The sequence below is a fragment of the Methylobacterium sp. 10 genome (genome assembly GCF_000519085.1).
Lineage (GTDB): Bacteria > Pseudomonadota > Alphaproteobacteria > Rhizobiales > Beijerinckiaceae > Methylobacterium.
This window is the reverse complement of record NZ_KI912577.1, coordinates 3,038,978-3,057,234: the sequence shown is the minus strand read 5'-3', so window position 1 is coordinate 3,057,234 and position 18,257 is coordinate 3,038,978. Positions and strand designations below refer to the sequence as shown.

Sequence of the window (18,257 nt, the reverse complement as noted above, 5' to 3'; positions counted from 1 at the left end):
CGGCCATCATGATCTCGAAGATCCTCGACTTCTCTGTCCACCAGCGCTGGCTCGTGGTGCTTCTGTCGCTGCTGGCGGCAGGGTTCGGTGTGTTCTCGCTGACCAAGCTCCCCATCGACGCGGTGCCAGACATCACCAACAACCAAGTCCAGATCAACACCACGGCGCCCTCGTTGTCGCCGGTCGATATCGAAAAAATCATCACGTATCAGGTCGAGACGGCACTCGCGGGCATCAAGGGGCTGGAATACACCCGCTCGCTCTCACGAAACGGGTTCTCCCAGGTCACTGCCGTCTTCTCCGAGACGACGGACATCTACTTCGCCCGCCAACAGGTTGCTGAGCGCCTTCAGGAGGCTGAGGCGGCGATGCCGTCCGGGGTTGAGCCGCGCATGGGGCCAATCTCGACCGGGCTCGGCGAGATCTACATGTGGTCGGTGCACTACGCGAAGCCCGGGGAGCGCAAGGTCTCGCCCGTCGGTAAGCCCGGCTGGCAGTCGGACGAAAGCTATCTTACCCCCGAGGGCCAGAGGCTGAGGACAGAGCTCGAACGCACAGCCTATCTGCGCACGGTCCAGGACTGGATCATCCGTCCCCAGGTGAAGACCGTGCGGGGCGTGGCCGGCGTCGACGGCATCGGCGGCTTCGAGAAGCAGTACCATGTCCAGCCCGATCCAATGAGGCTGACCGCCCTCGACCTGTCATTCGCCGACATCGGCCGTGCGCTGGAAGCCAACAACGCCAACCAGGGTGCGCGCTACCTGGAGGACAACGGCGAGGGCTACGTCGTGCGCGCCGCTGGCCGCCTGGAGACCATGGAGGACATCGGTTCGGTCGTCGTGACCACGCGCGGCGGCGTGCCGGTGCGTATCTCCGACATCGCTGAGGTCCGTATCGGGCGCGACCTGCGCACCGGCTCGGGCAGCGAGGACGGGCAGGAAGTTGTCATCGGCACCGCACTGATGCTCATCGGCGAGAACAGCCGCACCGTGGCCGCCGCCGTCGATGCACGCATGACCGAGATCCGGCGCACGCTCCCGCCGGGTATCGAGGTCCAGACGGTCCTCAATCGCACCGTCCTCGTCGAGGCCACCATCCGGACGGTGGCGAAGAACCTAGCCGAGGGCGCCGCCCTCGTCGTCGTCGTCCTGTTCCTATTGCTGGGCAACATCCGCGCAGCCATCGTCACGGCGCTGGTCATCCCGGTGGCGATGCTGATGACCATGACCGGCATGGTCCAGGGCCGCATCAGCGCTAACCTGATGAGCCTCGGTGCCCTCGACTTCGGCCTCATCGTCGATGGGGCCGTCATCATCACCGAGAACGCCCTGCGCCACCTCGCCGAGAGACAGGCGGAGCTCGGGCGCAAGCTCGAACTGGAGGAGCGCCTCGCTACCGTACGGGCCTCGGCCGAGGAGATGATCAAGCCGAGCCTCTACGGGCAGGCCATCATCATCCTCGTCTACGTGCCGCTCCTGACTTTCACCGGGGTCGAGGGCAAGATGTTCGAGCCGATGGCGCTCACCGTCATCATCGCTCTGGTCGCGGCCTTCGTCCTGTCGCTCACCTTCGTGCCGGCGATGATCGCCATCGTCATCACTGGCCGGGTCACCGAGACCGACAACCTCTTCGTCCGGGCGATCAAGGCTGCCTACCGTCCGGTCCTCGGGGCCGCCCTACGCGTGCCCATGCTGTTCGTCGCGGCCGCGCTCGTACTCCTTGTCGGCGCCGGCTTCCTGTTCAAGGGGCTGGGGCAGGAGTTCATTCCGCAACTTGACGAGAAGAGCATCGCGCTAAACGCCCAACGCATCCCGTCGACCTCCCTGACGCAGTCGCAGGCGATGCAGTTGAAGGTGGAGCAGGCCATCAGCCGATTCCCCCAGGTCGCCTACGTCTTCTCGAAGACCGGCACCGCGGAGGTCGCCTCTGACCCGATGCCGCCGAGCTCGTCCGACACCTTCGTCATCCTGAAGCCGCAGGAGGAATGGCCCGACCCGGACCTGTCCAAGGCCGAGTTGCAGGAGCAGATCGAAAAGGCCCTCGGGGCGCTCGCTGGCAACGTCTACGAGTTCTCCCAGCCGATCCAGCTTCGCTTCAATGAGCTGCTGGCCGGCACCCGCGGCGACCTTGCGGTTAAGGTGTTCGGCGAGGAGTTCGAGCCGATGCTCAAGGCCGCAAACCAGGTCGCTACGATCCTGCGCGGGACCGAGGGCGCCGACGACGTCAAGGTCGAGCAGACTGCTGGCTTGCCGTTCCTAGAAATCAAGATCAACAAGACCGAGGCCGCACGCCTCGGCCTGAGCACATCGGCCATCCAGGAGGTCGTCGGCGCGGCTATTGGCGGCCGCGAGGCCGGAATGGTGTTCGAGGGCGACCGGCGCTTCCCCATCGTGGTGCGCCTGAACGACAAGGTGCGAGAGGATCGTGAGGCCCTAGAGAACATCCCGATCCCGCTGCTTCCCGGGCTCAACGGTCGAGCATCCTCCGTACTGCTGAAGCAGGTCGCCAGCTTCTCGGTAACAGAGGGCCCCAACCAGATCTCGCGCGAGAACGGCCGGCGCCGAGTCGTAGTCACTGCCAACGTGCGCGGCCGCGACATCGGCTCGCTCGTGGCCGAGGCCCAGGCCAAGGTGGCGTCTGGGGTCTCGCTCCCGGCCGGCTACTACGTCACTTGGGGTGGCCAGTTTGAGAACCTGGCCTCGGCGCGCCAGCGCCTGATGGTGGTGGTGCCGGTCTGCTTCTTCCTGATCTTCCTGCTGCTGTTCTCGGCCCTGAACTCGGCCCGGGACGCTCTCCTGGTGTTCAGCGCCGTGCCCCTGGCGCTCACCGGTGGCATCGCGGCCCTATGGCTGCGGGGCATGCCGTTCTCGGTGCCCGCGGCCGTTGGCTTTATCGCCCTGTCCGGGGTGGCGGTGCTCAACGGCCTCGTGATGCTGACCTACATCAAGCAGCTCATCGCCGATGGGCGTCCGCAGCGTGAGGCTATCCTGGAGGGCGCCATGACCCGGCTTCGTCCGGTGGCAATGACCGCCCTAGTGGCGTCCCTCGGGTTCGTGCCGATGGCGCTGGCGACCGAGACCGGTGCCGAGATCCAGCGTCCGCTGGCGACCGTCGTCATCGGCGGCCTTATCTCGGCGACCCTGCTGACCCTCGTCGTCCTGCCGGCCCTCTACGCCAAGTTCGCAGGGAAGATCGTCGTAAGGAAGGATCGGCCCATGCCGGTCCAACCGCACCTCCGGGCCGCCGAGTAGGAGGGCCGGATGAGTAAGAAGTTAGGTCGAGCCACGGCTCACTGGGGCGCTAAGGGTGGGCGTCGCAGACGCCACGTCAGGACGCATGTCCGTAAAGCGGCCCGGCATACGTTCTGGCTCGTGATGCTGGGCGTCCCGGCCTGCGTGTACCTTCTTTACTGCCTCTGCCACATCGGTGGGGAGCCGCATTTCCACCTGACCCCAACGAACCTCAGGCATCCTTAGGACAGCTCCCCGTGGGGGGACAACGCCTCGATGATGCGGCAGTCGGCGACCGACCCGCATCCGCATTGACCAATAACGTCGCGCAGTTCGTGGGCAAGCCGGGTTAGGTCGGAGAGTTTGCGCTCGACCTCCGCCAGGTGCGCGCGGGCGATGGTATCGACTTCGGTGCAGGAACGCTTGCGGTCGTCGGCTAAAGCGAGAAGCTCCCTGACCTGGTCCAGCGTGAAGCCAAGGTCCCGTCCACGTCTGATGAAGCCCAGACGACGCAGGTGCTCGGTACCGTAGAGGCGGTAATTGCCCGCCGACCGCGCCGGCGCCGGCAAAAGGTTGACCTTCTCGTACCAGCGGATTGTCTCAACGCTGGTGTTCGTCGCCGCCGCCAAATCGCCGATGGTCATGGAGGATGTGTGCGCCATGGCCTTGACCCTGTAGTTGCTACAGGGCGCATGTAGGTTCTCCGACCCGTCGGCACGAGGCCCAGGTCGACGGAGCTTGCCATGTCAGGGCCAGGAACCATGGGTGCGGTCCCCGCCGGTACCGCACTGCGCTACCGCGTTAAGGGCATGGACTGCCCGAGCTGCGCGACCAAGATCGAGACGGCCGTGACGCGCCTGCCCGGCGTCGGGGGCGTGCGGGTTAACTACACGGCCCAGGTCCTCGACCTTGTGCTCGACGAGGCTGCCACACCCCGAGCGGACCTGGAGGAGCGGATCACTGGTCTCGGCTACGGCGTCGCCACCCTGCCCACGGCCGCCGACCTCGCCCGTGCGCACGTCACCGGAGCGGACATCCCCGCCATTGAGGACGAGGAGGCGGAGCCGTCCGTCTGGCGCAGTCGCAAGGGCCTGCTGGCTCTGGCCATCGCCGGCCTGTTCGCTGCCGGCTTCCTCCTCGATCAGGTCCAACCGGGCCTAGCCGGTGAGTACGCCTACTGGCCCGGCGCGCTCCTTGGGCTCGCCTTCTACGGACGCCGGGCCATCGCCGCCGCGCGCAACGGCTCGCCGTTCTCCATCGAGATGCTGATGTCGGTCGCGACCGTCGGAGCTCTGGCCATCCATGCCGCCGAGGAAGCCGCGGTCGTGGTCCTGCTGTTCACCGTCGGCGAGATGCTCGAAGGCTTCGCGGCCGGCCGATCCCGCGCCGGCATCAAGGCGCTCGTGGGCCTGGTGCCGAAGACGGCGCGTTTGATCGAGGAGGACGGCGTCGTGCGCGAGGTGCCGGCCGCCTCCCTGGTGATCGGCCAAACCGTGCTGGTGCGCCCGGGTGACCGCGTCCCTGCGGACGGCGAGGTCACGGACGGCACGTCGAGCCTTGACGAGTCCCCGATCACGGGGGAATCGGTGCCCCGGCCAAAGGAGGTCGGGGACGCCGTCTATGCCGGCAGCGTCAATGCGGACGGGGCCCTGCAGGTCAGGGTCACCCGGATGCCGTCGGACAACACCGTCGCCCGCATTCTGCACATGGTGGAGGAGGCGCAGGCTTCGAAGTCGCCGACCGCCCGGTTCATCGACCGCTTCAGCGCCGTCTACACCCCGGTCGCCTTCGCGGTCGCCGCGCTGGCGGCGCTTGGCCCGCCGCTGCTGCTCGGCGCCGACTGGGGCACCTGGATCTATCGCGGACTGGCGTTGCTCCTCATCGCCTGCCCCTGCGCCCTCGTGCTCTCGACCCCGGCCGCCATCGCCTCGGGTCTTGCCGCCGGAGCGCGGCGGGGACTGCTGGTGAAGGGCGGCGCCGCCCTGGAGACCATCGGACGGGTGCGTACCGTCGCGTTCGACAAGACGGGGACGCTCACGGCAGGGCGTCCAAGGGTCACCGACGTCCTCCCATTTGCCCCGGACATGACGGATCGCACCCTGCTCGGGCTCGCGGCGACGGTGGAGGCCGGATCGAGCCACCCCATCGCTCGTGCGATCCTCGAACGTACGGAGGCCGACGCCATCCCCCTGCGCCCCGTACGCGATGCCCGTGCGGTTCCCGGCAAGGCCGTCCAGGCCACGGTCGCCGGTCGCACGGTCGCGGTGGCATCCCCGCGCCACGCCGCGACGCTGGCCAGCCTCTCGCCGGAAGCGGAAGCGACGGTGCAGGCCGTTGAGGAAGCCGGCAAGACCGCCGTCGTCGTGGTTCGGGACGGAGAGGCGCTCGGCGTCGTGGCGGTCCGGGACGAGCCCAGACAGGATGCGGCCGCCGGCGTCGCGGCCCTGCGCCGGCTTGGGGTCGAATGCGTGATGCTGACCGGCGACAACCGGCGCACCGGCGAGGCCATCGCCAAGGGCCTGGGACTATCGGTCCGGGCCGACCTGCTGCCGGCCGACAAGCTCGCCGAGATCGGCGCGTTGAAGGAGGTCGGCCCGGTCGCTATGGTCGGCGACGGCATCAACGACGCCCCCGCGCTCGCCTCCGCCAGCGTCGGCATTGCCATGGGCGGCGGCACAGACGCGGCACTGGAGACGGCTGACGCGGCCATCCTCAACGACCGGGTATCGGACGTGGCCGCCCTCGTGGCGCTGTCCCGGGCGACGCTCGGCAACATCCACCAAAACGTGGCCATCTCGCTGGGGCTCAAGGCCGTGTTCCTGGTGACGACGCTCGCAGGCATCACTGGGCTATGGCCGGCCATCCTGGCGGATACCGGGGCGACCGTCCTGGTGACGGCCAACGCCCTTCGCCTGCTCCGGGCTTGAGCCGATGCGTCTCATACGGGAAAGGGCCGGGTTCGGCGCCCTCGTCGTAATCGCTGTGACCGCGGCGGGCACCGACCTGTGGACCAAGGCGCTGGCGGTCGACAGGCTTTCCGACGAAACCGTGCACGCGGTACTGCCGATGCTCGACCTCAGGCTCGCGTTCAATCATGGCATCAGCTTCAGCCTGCTTCCGGCGCATGACGCGACGTCCTTGGTCGTCCTTCTTGCGCTTCAGGGAATGCTGACGGCCTACGTTGCCCGGTTGGCATTCCGCGCGACCGGAGCGTCGGAAGGAGTTGGTTTCGCCATCATGACCGGCGGTGCACTGGGAAACCTCATCGACCGATGGGTGGACGGCCGCGTCACGGACTTCCTCGACCTGCACCCGGCGGAGGTGCATTGGTTCACCTTCAACATGGCCGATATCTGGATCAGCCTCGGGGCCGCCTTGATAGCTTGGGAGGCAGTCGGCAAGCCGGGCGGGCCGAGACCACCAGCGCCGCTTGATCGGGCCGCCCTACGGGTCCCTTAACGGCGTCATTTCGGTCGTGCCCGTAATGGTCGAACGGCCTGGCCGCAGGCATGGACGATGCGGTCCTGCTAATTGAACGAATGCTGGGATGCGTCCGTCCCTTCAGTCAGGCGGAGGATGCGTTTAGGAAGAACGGCGCATGGGGTCCTATGCCTCGATGCCGGCCTCGCCCGCGACATGGTCGGGCTTCTCGACTTGACCGCGTCGCTGAAGCTGGAGGGCCACGACCCAGCACAGGACCGCCCAGGCCGACCCCACGCACCAGCCTGCCAGCACGTCGGTCGCGTAGTGGACCCCGACATAGACCCGGCTCAGCCCGACGACGACCGTGAGGAAGACGGCCAGCCCCATGAAGTACGCCTTCAGGCGAGCGCCCGCCGCCACGCGCGTCATGAGGGCGCCGAGTGTCAGGTAAGTCACGGCGGAGAGCATGGCGTGGCTGCTAGGGAAGCTGGCGGTGAACACCTGGATGCCGCCGGGGATCTCGGGTCGGGGCCGGTTGAAGAGGAGTTTCAGCCCGAAGCTGATGACCGTCCCGCCCAGGATCGATCCCACCACCAGGACCGCGGCCCCCTGCTTGCGGATCAGGAGCAGGTACCCTGCCACAGCCGCGATGAGGAAGCAGAGGACCACCATGCTGCCCAGGGAGGTCACGTCCCGGGCCATCTCGTGCAGCCAATCCGGTCCAATCGGACCAGCCGCGCCGGGTGGACGGAAGAAGTGGGCGACGCGGGTGTCGAACCCCATCGTGCCGCCCTCCATGACCTTGTCGGCCAGGAGACCAAACCCGAGGATGAGGGCGGCGACGCAAAACAGCGTCACGGGCAGACCGATCTCCCGCTTGCCGAGGCGCGCCATGATACCGGCACGGGCGGACGGAGAGGACTGGTTCATGCGCCCGAACTCCTGGATCGGTCCCTTGACGGTTGCTGGCTCGGGACACTCACCGCCTCATGCGGCAGAGCCGAAGAACCCGTTCGGATCCTCGCCCGTTCCCCCGCGGTGAGCGGCGAGCCAAGGAGAACCCGCACCTTTGTTGCCCGCAATGGTCGCATCCACGCCGAGATCCCTGTGGAGGAGGGCCTGAAACGTCGGATATCGACCCCGAGGCCTAGTGGTCGAAACCTGACGCTTGATACCGTCCGCTTCCGACCCAACTACGCCGTAAGAGCAAGCCAACGTATCTCTCGAAAGCAGACGTTGCAGTCGATCTCGCCGTGCGAGGGCATGATCTCGGATCTCCGCCTTTCAGAGTGGTGACGCCGCCGCATCATTCCTCTGACTGCTCCTGGGTGACGGCCGTATGCCGTGGTTGAGGACGAGTCGGCGGTCACGCTGACGTCACCAATCTTTTTCGTGTGTCAGTGGAATAGACGCGCCCGTTCGGCATCTCTCCCGATGCGGTCATGGTCGACCGCGGGAGACCTCACTCATGCACACCATGCTGATCCGCGCTGCCTTTGCGGCCTTCGCCTTCTCCGCCGCCGCCGCCCAGGCCGCTGCGCCTGCGATGACGGCCGAGACTGCCAAGGGGCCGGCGCTCGTCGATGCCAAGAGCATGACCCTCTACACCTTCGACAAGGACATGGGCGGCAAGTCGATGTGCAACGGCCCCTGCGCCGCCAACTGGCCGGCCCTGATGGCCGCCTCCGGCTCGGCTGCTAGTGGCGACTGGACGATGGTGACGCGGGACGACGGCACGATGCAGTGGGCCTACAAGGGCAAGCCGCTCTACACCTTCGCCAAGGATACGAAGCCCGGCGACATCACCGGCGACGGATTCCTCAACGGTGCATGGCACATCGCCAAGCCCTGATCGGTAAAGCCTCGTGGACGAGATCGCCGCCCTCATCGAACCGCAGATCCCAGCGTTGCGGCGCTACGCAGTCGCACTGTTGCGGGACCGCGAAGCGGCGGATGACCTCGTCCAGGACACGTTGGAGCGGGCGTTGTCCGGCTGGTCCGGACGTCGCCGCGACGGCGACCTGCGAGCCTGGCTGTTCACGATCGAGCGCAACCTGTTCCTCGGCACTGTTCGACGCCGGGGCCGGCGCGGCATCGATGTCGGCGCTGAGGCTTTGGAGCAGGTGCCCGATCCGGGTGCCGACCCCGAGGCCGTTATGGGGGCACGCGACGTGCTCACCGGACTCGACGCCCTGCCCGAGGAGCAGCGCTCAGTGCTACTGCTCGTCGCGGTCGAGGATCTGTCTTATGCGGAAGCGGCGCAGGTGCTCGGAGTACCGCTGGGCACGGTGATGTCGCGGTTAAGCCGAGCCCGGGAGCGGATGCGAAGTTTTCTGGAAACGGGCCGAACCGGCTTGTTGAGGAGGGTGAAATGAGCGGGGATCCACGCCCGGTCGGCGAGGACGACCTGCACGGCCTGATCGACGGTCGTCTCGAACCGGAGCGGCAGGCACTGGTCGAGGCATGGCTCAGGGGAAACCCCGCGCGGGCGGCCGAGGTCTCGGCGGATCGCGCCCTGCGCGAGCGCTTGCGTGCCCGCCTCGCGCCGATCGCCGAGGAGGCGATCCCGGCGCGGCTCCGGGTGGCCAACATCCGCTCGCGACATCGCCCGATAACCGGGCGCTGGCTTCCGGTCGCGGCTGCGGCCGTGCTCTGCCTCGCGGTTGGCGGTGCCGCCGGCTGGTTCGGCCATGCCGCGCGGCAGGTACCCACGGTCACGCTCGCGCGAACCGAGCCGGCGACCGACGACGCGGTGGCGGCCTTCCGCACCTACGTGGTCGAGGCGGTGCATCCAGTGGAGGTGCGCGCCGATGAGAAGCCACACCTCGTGACGTGGCTCTCGAAGCGCCTCGGCCGGGCGGTGACCACCCCCGACCTCACGGCCTACGGCTTCCGCCTGATGGGGGGCCGGCTGCTGCCGGCGGGTTCCGAATCCGCCGCGATGCTGATGTACGATGACGATCACGGCACCCGGCTGACGCTCTACAGCCGCGTAGGCGATGCGGATGGCCGCACGGTGTTCCGCTTCGCCCGCGAGGGCGACGTCGCCGCCTTCTCCTGGGTCGATGGCGGCATGTCCTACGTCGTCACCGGTCGCACCGACGAAGCGCGGCTTTTGACCGTCGCGCAGGCGGTTGACGCGCAGGTCCGTGGATTGCCGGTTCCGCCGCGGCAACCATGACCCTCGACCAACTCCGCATCTTCGTGGCGGTGGCCGAGCGGCAGCACGTAACCCGGGCTGCCGAGGCGCTGAACCTCGTGCAGTCGGCGGTCAGCACGGCGATCGCCAATATCGAGGGACGACACGCGACCAAGCTGTTCCATCGGGTCGGCCGCGGGATCGAGCTGACCGAGGCGGGACGCGTGTTCCTCGTCGAGGCCCGCGCGGTGCTCGCCCGGGCCGAGGCCGCCGAGCTGGTGCTCGCCGACCTCAGCGGCATGCGACGCGGGACGCTGGCCCTCTACGCCAGCCAGACCATCGCCAGCGACTGGCTGCCGCGCCACCTTGTCGCCTTCCGCCGGGCCTACCCTGAGATCGCCATCCGGCTGGCGGTGGGCAACACCACCGACGCTGCCGATGCGGTCCGCGCCGGGCAGGCCGAACTCGGCTTCGTCGAGGGGGCGCTGGACGACCCGACGCTCGCGAGCATCACCATTGCTCATGACCAGCTCGTCCTCGTGGTCGCCCCAGGCCATCCCTTCGCCGGAGCGACCGCCCTTGAACCCAAGGACCTCGCCGGGGCCGACTGGGTGCTGCGCGAGGGGGGATCGGGAACCCGCTCGGCCTTTGAGGCGGCGCTGGGTGCGGCCGGCCTCGCTGCGGCTCAACTCCAAGTCACACTCGAATTGCCCTCGAACGAGGCGGTCCGCGCCGCCGTCGAGGCCGGGGGCGGGGCCGCCGTGCTGTCCGAGACCGTGGTCGCCGCAGCGCTTCGAGCCGGGACCCTGGTACGGGCGGCGTTCGCCCTGCCGAGCCGGCCGTTCCGGGTACTGCGCCACAAGGAGCGCTACCGCAGCCGGGCCGCCGACGCGCTGCTCGATTTGATCGCAACGGCGGATGCCGAATGAGCGAGCCCGCGAAACCCGTTCCCCCCGACGACCCGCGGGTCAGGCTCGCCGAGGACCGCACGGTGCTGGCAGCCGAGCGCACCTTCGTGGCGTGGCTTCGCACCGGGCTCGCCTTCCTCGGCGTCGGCCTGGCCGCGCAGCGCTTCCTGCGAGAGGTGCTGGCGGTCTGGCCACTGAAGGTGCTGTCGCTCACGCTGATCGCCTGTGCGCTCGCCTCGTTCGCCGGCGCCGCATGGCGGGACCGAGCGATCCGGGCGCGACTCGCTCATGCCGAGATCCCGATGATGCCGCGCATCCTCACCGTCGGGGTTGCGGCCCTGCTCATCGCGATCTCGGGCCTCGCTGCCACCGCCCTGCTCTGGGCGTGACGGTCAGGCCACCGTTACCCGCACCCGGTGCCAGGCGGCGCTGAGGTAGCCCTTGTAGTTCCAGGTGTCGTCCGGCGCCGCAGGCTGGGTCTGGCCGGCGGAATCCCAGGCCCGTACCGCGAGTTCGTGCTCGCCGGTCGTCAGCTCGCGCTCGATCTCCCAGAACGTCCAGGCGTAGGGTGCGTCGGCGTCGCGGTCGATCCGGGCCTGCGCCCAGCTGCGACCGCCATCCGTCGAGACATCGACGCGGGCGACCGCGCGGTCACTGGCGATGGCGTAGCCGCGGATCGCGTGCCGGCCGGCCTTCAACGCCGCGCCGCGGGCGGGCTCGCAGATCGCGCTGTTGAGCGGCATCGCCTCGATGGTGATGCCGTGGGCGGGGTCCGCGGTCTCGGCGGTCACGTCGGGCGGAAACAGCTTGTAGTCGTCGGCCTGCATCGGGTTGTTGGAGGGGTGATCCTGCACCGTGATGCGGGCGAGCCATTTCGGGCTGCGGATGCCGGCAAAGCCCGGCACCACAACACGCAGCGGGTGACCGTGCTCGGGGGCGAGAAGCTCGCCGTTCATCGCGAAGGCGAGCAGCGTCTCGGGGGCGAGAGCCTTGGCGAGCGGGATCGAGGCGCCGAAGCGCGTGTCCGTATGGGCGATCCGGTCGTGGCTCTCGAAGGCGACGTGACGTGCGCCCCCCGCGTCGAGGCCGGCCGCGCGCAGCACCTCGGCGAGGCGCACGCCGGTCCATTCCGCGTTGCCGATGGCGCCGGGCGCCCACGGGTCGCCGGAGACCGGCGCCACCGCCAGCATGTCGGCCCGGCGGTTGCCGGCGCATTGCATCACCGCCGTGACGGTGACGGGCGCGAAGCGTTCCTTGAGATCGGCGAGCGAGAGGTCGAGCGACGTCGCGACCATCCCGTCGATAATCAGGCGGTAGCTGTCGGCGTCGAGGTCCGGGATGTCACCGTGGCTGCGGACGTAGAAGTCGGCCTGATCAGTCAGGAAGGCCGCGCGCAGGCGATCGAGCGGCGGCTCGGCGTTGTAGGGCGCCTTTCCGTGGACGATGAGGCGGTCCTTGCGCTGGAACAGGCCGAGCATGGGGTCTTTGTCCTGCGTTCGTGACGTGTCGACATCGGGAACGCGCCGGGAGCCGAGAAGGCACCCGGCGCGCGACGCCTCAGGGCTTCATGGTCGAGATGACCGCGTTCTTCGCCCGGTCCACCACGGCGACGCTAAGGTCGCGGTTGAGGACGTAGGCGTGGGCGTTGTCGGCCGAGAACGCGATCGCCTGGCGCGGCTCGTTCAGGCCGGTCACCGTGGCGACGACCTTGAGGGTGCCGGTGTCGATCACCGACAAGGAGTTGTCCTTGAGATTGCCCGAATAGACGAAGCGCCCGTCCGGGGTCAGCGCGGCGCCGTAGGGGTCCTTGCCCACCGCCACCTCGGACGTGACCTTACGGGCGGCGACATCGACCACGCCGATCGTGTTGCGGCCGCTGTTGGCGGCAAACAGCGTCTTACCGTCCTTGGTGATCGAGATGGCGCGCAGCTTGTCGAACCCGGCGATCTCGCCGGTGATCTTGTTGGTGGCGGTATCGACCAACGTGATCTTGTCGCCGAGGAAGTTCGTCACGAACACGGTCTTGCCGTCCGGCGACAACTTCACGCCCTGGCGCGGCTGCGCGAAGCCGGGGATCACAGCCTCGGCGAGCATGGTCCTGGTGTCGAACACGGTCAGCGTGCTCGCGGCCTCGTTATTGACGTAGAGCTTGGTCCCGTCGGCCGAGAGCACCGTGCCGAACGCGCCGGGGCCCGCGGCGAGAACGCCGGCTTCCTTGCCGGTGGCGGTCTCGTAGACCGTGATCCGGCCGGTGCCGCTGTCGGAGACGTAGAAGCGGGCGCCGTCCGGCGCGAACACGATGTTGCGCGGGGTCACGAAGCCGTCGAGGCGGCGCAGCACCGTGCCCTTGGCGACGTCGTAGACGATGACGGCGCTCTCTTCGCTGTTCGACACAGCGGCGACCGTACCGGCGGCGTTCAGCGCCAGCGCGTTGTTCTTGATCGCCCCGTCGAAACCGGCGGCGAACCCGGGCTGGCCCTGGGCGAGGAGCAAGGCGGCTCCGGCGACGAGGGCGCGCAGGCTGGTGCGGATATGGGTCATGAAGCGTGTCTCTCGGGCATGCGCGCTCGTTCGGCGGCCGGGGCCTGCCGTGAGGGCTGGTTCGAAATCGGAAATCCGTCGTGCAAGGCCGGGCCGGCCGTGCATCGCCCTGAGGAGACGCCGGAAGGCGCGGTCTATTCCCCGAGGCCGGCGAAAAAAGCGCGGCGGCCTCGGGAATCGGGGGTTCAGGGCGTCGGCTTCAACGCCGTGAGGTAATCGATGATGGTCTGCACGTCGGCCTGATCGACCGGTGCCTTGTAGACGTGAACCATCTTGTTCACGGTCTCGGTCCACTGCGCCTTGGTGAGCTTGGGCTGGGTCAGCACCATCCCGGCCGAGTGGCAGGCAAGGCAGTTGTTGTTGACGGCCTCGGCCCCCGGCCCGTCGGGGAAGATCCGGTCGGAGGTCGGCATCGCAATGGATTGCGAGGTGAAGCGCATCGGCTCGGGGGCCGGGGCGGCGAGCGCCACCAGAGGAGACAAGGCGAGCGCGGCGATGAGGGCCGCAGGGCGGATCGGGTTCATGGCTGGTCTCCTCAAGCGGCCTGGAAGGACACGGTCTCTATGCCGTTCTGCATGAAGCCGTTGGCGTTCCAGACCTGGTCCATGCCCTGGGCGACGCCGTTGGTATTGGTGCAGCGGACCTTAACCGCATGGGTGCCGGCGGCCAGCGCCGGCAGGCTGCCGTCGAAGCGGCGGAAGCTGTAGGGGCCCTCGTCCGCGCCGAGTTGCGCCGGAAACCACGTCGCCCCGCCGTCTCCGGAGAAGTCGACCGCCTTTACCCCGCAATCGCCGCCGAAAGCGATGCCGCGAAGGGCCACCGGCGTTCCGGCCGCCACCTTGGCGCCGTCGGTCAGGTTGGTGACGAAGGAGCGCGGCACCATCCTGTTGATCGGCACCGTCTTGAAGCCGGTCTGGCCGGGCTTGATGTTGGCGCCCGGCACGTCCGGGATGCGGTAGGCGGTCTTCATCCAGTACCCGTCGTCGGGCTTGTCCAGCACCTCGATGTCGGACAGCATCTTGACCCAGTAGGTCGAATACCAGCCCGGCACCACGAGGCGGAGCGGGAAACCGTTGAGCAGCGGGAGCTGCTCGCCGTTCATCGCGTAGGCGATCATCACCTCACCATTGTTGGCGTGGTCGAGATCGAGCGACTTCTTGAAGTCCGGCGCGTCGTCGACCACGGGCTCGTCGAGGCCGTTGAAGCGCACCTGCACGGCGCCGGACTTCACCCCAGCGCGTTCGAGCACGTCCTTGAGGCGTACCCCGGTCCAGCGGGCGTTGCCCATCGAGCCGTTGGCCCATTGCGCGCCGGGCACCCGCGGCTCGAACAGCCCGCGTGAATTGCCCGAGCACTGGTTCACCGCGGCGATCTCGAAGCGCGGCAGGCCGGCGATGGCGTCGAGCGAGAGCGAGAGTTCCTTATCGACGTGGCCGTGGACCTTAAGACGGAAGGTGCCGGCATCGACTTCGGTCGGGATCGAGGCCCAGTGCCAACGGACGTAGAAGCGGTCGTTAGGGGTGAACACGCCCTCGTCGAACACCGAGAACGGCGTCTCCAGCAGCGGCGGATGGGTGCGTTGAAGGATCATCTCGGCCTTGCCCGGAAAGGCGGTGGTCAGCGCCCGCTCGTCCGGGCCGCCGGGCAGCGGAAGCTTCACCGAGCCCGCGGCCCAGGCCGGCATGGCGGCGGCGAGGCTGCCGACCCCTAGGCCACCCAGGACGAGGCGGCGGTTCAACGGTTCGTGCAGATGGCGCATGATGTCTCCCTGGAATCGTTTGTTGGGCCGCGTCGGCCGGTCGCTGGATCTCGGTGTCGCCGTCGGCGGACGGCATTGGCGTCGGTCGGGACGGTTCGGTCTCGCCGCCGGAAACTCGGGTCGTCGATCCATGTCATCCCGGCAAAGAGGCGTCCTCTCCGTGAACGAGATGCTACAGCGAGATGATTATTCCACCCAATGATCGTTAGAGATCTGAACGATCTCCGATTGCGATCATCCGAAGATTTCCGATCTCCGATCAATGGCGGGCGGCCGGATCAGATGATCGTCAGCCAGGCGGTGCCGACGGCGGCGACAGTCAGGGCGACCGTCCAGAACAGGACCCAGCGCATATGACCGCTGGTCTCGCCCTGCCGGGCCTCGTCAGTGGTCTCGAAGGTGGGTCGGGTCATGATGGATCTCCCTGTCATTCGGGTGTTCGAAGGCTTCACGTGCCGCCGGACGGATGCCCGGCGGCCAAGGGGGCGCTGTCAGCGACCGATCAGTTCCCGCGCCGGGCCGCCGGTCTCCTGGCCGCGGCCACGGGCGTAGGCCGGGAGTGCCGGGTTCTTGGCGTTGGCGCCATCGGCGTCGCCGTAGATCGGTGCGGATGGGCTGGTGATGAAGCGGACCTGCGGAGCGCGGAGGCCCTGGGCCTGCGAGAGGCCCGTCATGCCGACGAGGGCGGAGGCGGCGAGGGCGACGGCAGCGATCGTACGGGTCATGGTCGATATCCTTCTGGTCGGGTCGTCACGTCGGTTCGTGATGACAAGAAGGTAGCGGCCGACAACCATTCATACTAATGGTTTGATTAGCTAGTTTTAATCGATTGTTTTGATGATTAAGCGCCGCTTGCGAGTTGATGTTTATCGCGGCGGCGCGCGATGCGGGGTCGTGCTAGAGCCGGTGCGTTGACCCTCCGAAGCCCAAGAGCGCCCCGTGTCCGAATCCAGTCTGCTGGCGATCAGCACAGGCCTAAAGCCGCTCTCGCGCCTCCAGCATCCGCGGGACGTGATCCGACAATTCACGCCGAACTGGTTCACCGTGGTGATGGGCACTGGCGTGGTCGCCTTGGCCCTCGACCGTCTGCCGGAGACGCATGCCCTGCTGGCCCCTGTGCCGCTCGGGCTCTGGCTCGCCTCCGTCGTGCTTTTCGCCACCTTCTGCCTAGTCTACGGCGCGCGCTGGATCTTCTACTTCGATGGCGCCCGACGGATCTTCGGACACTCGACGGTGTCGATGTTCTTCGGGGCGATCCCGATGGCACTGGCGACGCTGCTGAACGGGCTGCTGATATTCGGTCCGCCCTATCTCGGCGCAGAGACCGTCCGAATCGCACTGCCACTGTGGTGGTTCGACGTGGCGCTCGCTCTGATCTGTGCTGTCGCGATCCCCTACCTGATGTTCACCCGTCAGGAGCACCGCATCGACCAGATGACGGCCGTATGGCTGCTGCCAGTGGTGACAGCCGAGGTCGTCGCCGTCTCCGGTGGCCTGCTCGCTCCAGCCTTGAGCGGCGAGAGCCAACAACTCGCCGTCATCGTCACGAGCTTCGTGCTCTGGGGCGTCTCGGTCCCGCTGGCGCTGAGCATCCTGGCGATCCTGGTGCTGCGCATGGCGCTGCACAACTTGCCACCGCGTGAGATGGCCGCATCGAGCTGGCTCTCCCTCGGTCCGCTCGGAACCGGGGCGCTCGGCCTGCTCGTGCTGGGGCAGGCCGGTGGCCCGATCCTCGCGGCAGGCGGTTTTGCCGGCGCGCCCGAGATCCTCAGGATCACGGGCCTGATCGGCGCGCTGATCCTCTGGGGCTACGGCGCCTGGTGGTTTCTGCTCTCGCTCGCCGTCACCGTGCGCTACCTACGCGCCGGCGTTCCGTTCAACCTCGGCTGGTGGGGCTACATCTTCCCGCTCGGCGTCTATGCCCTGGCCACCCTGCGGATCGGCGAAGTGACGGCACTCAGCGGGTTCGCCTGGCTCGGAGCGGGCCTCGTCGGCCTGCTGACCCTACTCTGGCTGATCGTGTCCGTGCGCACGTTGCGCGGGGCCTATCGCGGGGAGCTCTTCGTCTCGCCCTGCCTCGCCGGGGCCTGACCGGGCCTCGGGCGCATCCGATCGGTTCAAGCGAGGCCCAGCACGCGGATCAGACCGAGGCTGACGGCGCCGAGTGCGACGAGCGAGGCGACCACCGCCAGGGTCACCCGCGCCCCGGCCTTGGCGACGCTGCGCACATCGACCCCGAGGCCGAGCGCCGCCATCGAGACCACGGTGAGCAGATTGGCGGTCTCCGACATCGGCGCGAGCGCGACCTGCGGAACCAGCCCGGCCGAGCGAAGGCCCGCGAGCGCCAGGAAGGCGAGGATGAACCACGGCACCAAGCGGTGGATCGCGAGGCCGGCGCGAGCAGGGCGGTCGCCAGCGGTGACGCCGGGGGCGGCCTCGTCGGTCTCCTCGCGCAGCCGGCTTGCGCCGAGCGAGAGCATCAGGACGACCGGGCCTAGCATCAGCACCCGGACGAGCTTCACCAGGGTTCCGACCTGGACGCTGAGCGCCGCGACCGGCGCGGTGGCGGCGAGGACTTGCGGAACAGCGTAGACGGTGAGGCCGGCGAGCACGCCGTACTGCATCGGCGACAGACCGAGCAGCGGCACCAGCAGCGGTAGGCCGAGCACCACCAGCACGCCCAGCACCGCGGTGAAGGCGATGGAGGCGGCGACGTCCTCGCCGTCGGCGCCGATCACCGGTGCCGTGGCCGCGATCGCCGAGTTGCCGCAGATCGAGTTCCCGCAGGCCACGAGGATCGCCATGCGCGGATGCAGCCCGAGCGCTCGGCCGATGCCGTAACTCGACAGGATCGCCACCGCGACGACGCCCGCAATGCCGAAGAGCAGGCCCGGTCCGGCGGCGAGGATCGTCGCGAGGCTGAGCGACGCCCCGAGCAGGACGACCGCGATCTCCAGCACGGTCTTGGCCCCGAAGGCGATGCCGGGAAAGAAACGCTGCGACGGGGTCCAGGCGGTGCGAATCGCGCTCCCGAGCAGGATCGCCAGTACCAGGGCTTCGAGCCAAGCGCGACCGAACAGATGCGCCTCGACGGCCTCGAAGCCGACCGCTGCGGCGGTGACCGCCACGCAGAGGCCCAGTCCCGGAAGGATGGCTCTCGTGCCGGCCAAGGCGTGCATCGATCGAGGGTGGGAGAAAAGTCTGGGCGCGGACATGGATGGCTCCGATGTGATGCCGGAGGATCCCAGGGCCCGTTC

Annotated in this window: 18 protein-coding genes; 9 read left to right on the top strand and 9 right to left on the bottom strand. The window is 68.2% G+C overall.

All coding sequences use genetic code 11. The features are described from left to right. Nucleotides 1-8 precede the first annotated feature (8 nt). A complete protein-coding gene (locus K368_RS0114165) occupies nt 9-3,251 on the top strand; it encodes a CusA/CzcA family heavy metal efflux RND transporter (protein WP_018044287.1) in 3,243 nt (1,080 codons plus the stop codon). A 221-nt stretch (nt 3,252-3,472) separates the two neighbouring features. On the opposite strand, the gene K368_RS0114160 is transcribed toward K368_RS0114165, so the two are convergent. After that, nucleotides 3,473-3,874 (bottom strand): helix-turn-helix domain-containing protein, encoded by a 402-nt coding sequence (locus K368_RS0114160; protein WP_026176009.1) that lies wholly within the window; start codon nt 3,872-3,874, stop codon nt 3,473-3,475. Nucleotides 3,875-3,991: 117 nt separating this feature from the next. Here K368_RS0114160 and K368_RS0114155 point away from each other — a divergent pair, with 117 nt between their 5' ends. Next, a complete protein-coding gene (locus K368_RS0114155; protein WP_027172943.1) occupies nt 3,992-6,157 on the top strand; it encodes a heavy metal translocating P-type ATPase in 2,166 nt (721 codons plus the stop codon). Nucleotides 6,158-6,161: 4 nt separating this feature from the next. Beyond that, a complete protein-coding gene (gene lspA, locus K368_RS0114150) occupies nt 6,162-6,689 on the top strand; it encodes a signal peptidase II (RefSeq protein WP_018044290.1) in 528 nt (175 codons plus the stop codon). 147 nt (nt 6,690-6,836) lie between these two features. Here the strand turns inward: lspA and K368_RS0114145 are convergent, their stop codons facing one another. Further along, nucleotides 6,837-7,583 carry a phosphatase PAP2 family protein gene (locus K368_RS0114145; protein WP_018044291.1) on the bottom strand — a complete coding sequence of 249 codons (747 nt, stop codon included), beginning with the start codon at nt 7,581-7,583 and terminating at the stop codon, nt 6,837-6,839. Nucleotides 7,584-8,121: 538 nt separating this feature from the next. On the opposite strand from K368_RS0114145, the gene K368_RS0114140 reads away from it, so the two are divergent. The 5 genes from K368_RS0114140 to K368_RS0114120 are packed head-to-tail and all read left to right on the top strand — an operon-like array spanning nt 8,122 to nt 11,089. Next, complete coding sequence (locus tag K368_RS0114140; RefSeq protein ID WP_018044292.1) at nt 8,122-8,505, top strand: hypothetical protein; 384 nt, start codon at nt 8,122-8,124, stop codon at nt 8,503-8,505. 13 nt (nt 8,506-8,518) lie between these two features. After that, nucleotides 8,519-9,028: an RNA polymerase sigma factor gene (locus K368_RS0114135; protein WP_018044293.1), complete on the top strand. Its 510-nt coding sequence runs from the start codon at nt 8,519-8,521 to the stop codon at nt 9,026-9,028. Beyond that, complete coding sequence (locus K368_RS0114130; protein ID WP_018044294.1) at nt 9,025-9,834, top strand: anti-sigma factor; 810 nt, start codon at nt 9,025-9,027, stop codon at nt 9,832-9,834. The genes K368_RS0114135 and K368_RS0114130 overlap by 4 nt, the downstream gene beginning before the upstream one ends. Next, on the top strand, nt 9,831-10,721 hold the full coding sequence (locus tag K368_RS0114125) for a LysR family transcriptional regulator (protein ID WP_027172942.1): 891 nt from the start codon (nt 9,831-9,833) through the stop codon (nt 10,719-10,721). The genes K368_RS0114130 and K368_RS0114125 overlap by 4 nt, the downstream gene beginning before the upstream one ends. After that, entirely contained in the window at nt 10,718-11,089 is a 372-nt protein-coding gene (locus K368_RS0114120) for a DUF202 domain-containing protein (RefSeq protein WP_018044296.1), read from the top strand. The genes K368_RS0114125 and K368_RS0114120 overlap by 4 nt, the downstream gene beginning before the upstream one ends. A gap of 3 nt (nt 11,090-11,092) precedes the next feature. Here the strand turns inward: K368_RS0114120 and K368_RS0114115 are convergent, their stop codons facing one another. The 6 genes from K368_RS0114115 to K368_RS0114090 form a co-directional block, all read right to left on the bottom strand. Then, complete coding sequence (locus K368_RS0114115; RefSeq protein ID WP_018044297.1) at nt 11,093-12,178, bottom strand: sulfite oxidase; 1,086 nt, start codon at nt 12,176-12,178, stop codon at nt 11,093-11,095. 79 nt (nt 12,179-12,257) lie between these two features. Next, entirely contained in the window at nt 12,258-13,241 is a 984-nt protein-coding gene (locus tag K368_RS0114110) for a beta-propeller fold lactonase family protein (protein ID WP_018044298.1), read from the bottom strand. Between the two features lie 185 nt (nt 13,242-13,426). Further along, nucleotides 13,427-13,765, bottom strand: coding sequence for a cytochrome c (locus tag K368_RS0114105; protein ID WP_018044299.1), 339 nt, complete (start codon nt 13,763-13,765; stop codon nt 13,427-13,429). 11 nt (nt 13,766-13,776) lie between these two features. Next, on the bottom strand, nt 13,777-15,000 hold the full coding sequence (locus tag K368_RS0114100) for a molybdopterin-dependent oxidoreductase (protein WP_018044300.1): 1,224 nt from the start codon (nt 14,998-15,000) through the stop codon (nt 13,777-13,779). 278 nt (nt 15,001-15,278) lie between these two features. Next, nucleotides 15,279-15,413 (bottom strand): hypothetical protein, encoded by a 135-nt coding sequence (locus K368_RS27585; protein ID WP_018044301.1) that lies wholly within the window; start codon nt 15,411-15,413, stop codon nt 15,279-15,281. Between the two features lie 78 nt (nt 15,414-15,491). After that, entirely contained in the window at nt 15,492-15,725 is a 234-nt protein-coding gene (locus K368_RS0114090) for a hypothetical protein (RefSeq protein ID WP_018044302.1), read from the bottom strand. A 214-nt stretch (nt 15,726-15,939) separates the two neighbouring features. Between K368_RS0114090 and K368_RS0114085 the strand changes: the two genes are divergently transcribed. Next, nucleotides 15,940-17,091: a TDT family transporter gene (locus K368_RS0114085; protein ID WP_018044303.1), complete on the top strand. Its 1,152-nt coding sequence runs from the start codon at nt 15,940-15,942 to the stop codon at nt 17,089-17,091. 26 nt (nt 17,092-17,117) lie between these two features. On the opposite strand, the gene K368_RS0114080 is transcribed toward K368_RS0114085, so the two are convergent. Beyond that, nucleotides 17,118-18,179 (bottom strand): putative sulfate exporter family transporter, encoded by a 1,062-nt coding sequence (locus K368_RS0114080; RefSeq protein WP_018044304.1) that lies wholly within the window; start codon nt 18,177-18,179, stop codon nt 17,118-17,120. Nucleotides 18,180-18,257 lie beyond the last annotated feature (78 nt).

Excerpts from the sequence above, each read along its gene's own strand:
- K368_RS0114165 (WP_018044287.1), top strand. The coding sequence starts at position 9 with ATGATCTCGAAGATCCTCGACTTCTCTGTCCACCAGCGCTGGCTCGTG.
- K368_RS0114160 (WP_026176009.1), bottom strand. The coding sequence starts at position 3,874 with ATGACCATCGGCGATTTGGCGGCGGCGACGAACACCAGCGTTGAGACA.
- K368_RS0114155 (WP_027172943.1), top strand. The coding sequence starts at position 3,992 with ATGGGTGCGGTCCCCGCCGGTACCGCACTGCGCTACCGCGTTAAGGGC.
- lspA (WP_018044290.1), top strand. The coding sequence starts at position 6,162 with ATGCGTCTCATACGGGAAAGGGCCGGGTTCGGCGCCCTCGTCGTAATC.
- K368_RS0114145 (WP_018044291.1), bottom strand. The coding sequence starts at position 7,583 with ATGAACCAGTCCTCTCCGTCCGCCCGTGCCGGTATCATGGCGCGCCTC.
- K368_RS0114140 (WP_018044292.1), top strand. The coding sequence starts at position 8,122 with ATGCACACCATGCTGATCCGCGCTGCCTTTGCGGCCTTCGCCTTCTCC.
- K368_RS0114130 (WP_018044294.1), top strand. The coding sequence starts at position 9,025 with ATGAGCGGGGATCCACGCCCGGTCGGCGAGGACGACCTGCACGGCCTG.
- K368_RS0114125 (WP_027172942.1), top strand. The coding sequence starts at position 9,831 with ATGACCCTCGACCAACTCCGCATCTTCGTGGCGGTGGCCGAGCGGCAG.
- K368_RS0114120 (WP_018044296.1), top strand. The coding sequence starts at position 10,718 with ATGAGCGAGCCCGCGAAACCCGTTCCCCCCGACGACCCGCGGGTCAGG.
- K368_RS0114115 (WP_018044297.1), bottom strand. The coding sequence starts at position 12,178 with ATGCTCGGCCTGTTCCAGCGCAAGGACCGCCTCATCGTCCACGGAAAG.
- K368_RS0114110 (WP_018044298.1), bottom strand. The coding sequence starts at position 13,241 with ATGACCCATATCCGCACCAGCCTGCGCGCCCTCGTCGCCGGAGCCGCC.
- K368_RS0114105 (WP_018044299.1), bottom strand. The coding sequence starts at position 13,765 with ATGAACCCGATCCGCCCTGCGGCCCTCATCGCCGCGCTCGCCTTGTCT.
- K368_RS0114100 (WP_018044300.1), bottom strand. The coding sequence starts at position 15,000 with ATGCGCCATCTGCACGAACCGTTGAACCGCCGCCTCGTCCTGGGTGGC.
- K368_RS27585 (WP_018044301.1), bottom strand. The coding sequence starts at position 15,413 with ATGACCCGACCCACCTTCGAGACCACTGACGAGGCCCGGCAGGGCGAG.
- K368_RS0114090 (WP_018044302.1), bottom strand. The coding sequence starts at position 15,725 with ATGACCCGTACGATCGCTGCCGTCGCCCTCGCCGCCTCCGCCCTCGTC.
- K368_RS0114080 (WP_018044304.1), bottom strand. The coding sequence starts at position 18,179 with ATGCACGCCTTGGCCGGCACGAGAGCCATCCTTCCGGGACTGGGCCTC.